The sequence below is a fragment of the Mycobacterium sp. E2462 genome (genome assembly GCF_001672685.1).
In the GTDB taxonomy this organism is placed as follows: domain Bacteria; phylum Actinomycetota; class Actinomycetes; order Mycobacteriales; family Mycobacteriaceae; genus Mycobacterium.
The window spans coordinates 1-991 of the sequence record NZ_LZKC01000156.1; the positions used below are offsets into that span (position 1 = coordinate 1).

The 991-nt window shown below is 72.1% G+C and carries 1 protein-coding gene; it reads right to left on the reverse strand.

Features of this window, described 5'->3' with window-relative positions:
* On the reverse strand, positions 1-991 hold a 991-nt coding region (locus A5714_RS07225; RefSeq protein ID WP_068284207.1), incomplete at both ends, for a pyridoxal phosphate-dependent aminotransferase.

Below are 991 nucleotides of genomic sequence, written 5' to 3' on the forward strand. Positions count from 1 at the left end.
GTCGCGCAGCCCGCCCAGCCGGCTGATCGCCTCGTCCAACACCTCCTGGCGTTTGCAGAACGCGAAGCGCACCATGTGGTTCCACACCTGCGCCTGCGAGGCGGACTGGGCGTCGGCGGGCAGGCAGAACGCGGACATCGGGATGGCCGCCACCCCGAGCTTTTCGGGCAGGGCGGCGCAGAACGCGGTGCTGTCGGTGTAGCCCAGGGGGCGCGGATCGGCGCACAGGAAGTAGGTGCCGGCGCTGGCGTGCACCTCGAAGCCGATGTCGAGAAGTCCCGCGGCCAGCCGATCCCGCCGGGCCTGCAACGAGCTGCGCAGGTCCGCCACCCAAGCGTCCTCGGTGTCGAGCGCGAGCGCCACGGCCGGCTGGAAGGGCGCACCGCCCACATAGGTGAGGTACTGCTTGGCCGCCCGCAGCCCGGCGATGAGAGGCGCGGGGCCGCAGGCCCACCCGATTTTCCACCCGGTGCAGTTGAACATCTTGGCCGCACTCGACACGGTGACGGTGCGCTCGGCCATCCCGTCGAACCCGGCCAGCGGCAGATGCTCGCGGCCGTCGAAGATCAGCTGCTCGTACACCTCGTCGGTGATCACCAGCAGGTCGGCCGCCACGGCGACCTCGGCGATGGTGGCCAGCTCGGCGGCGCTGAGCACCGTCCCGGTCGGGTTGTGCGGCGAGTTGACGATGACCGCTCGGGTGCGCGGCGTCACCGCGCGGCGCAGCGCGTCGGCGTCGAGGGCGAAGCCGCGGCCGTGCGGGACCAGCGGGACGGTCACCCGGTGGGCGCCCGCCATCGCGACCACCGGCGAATAGGAGTCGTAGAACGGCTCGATCAGCAGGACCTCCGAGCCGGGTTCGACCAGCCCGAGGACCGCGGCGGCGATCGCCTCGGTCGCCCCGACCGTCACCAGCACCTCGGTGTCGGGGTCGTAGTCGATGCCGTAGTTGCGCTTGCGCTGCGCGGCGATGGCCTGGCGCAGCGGCGCG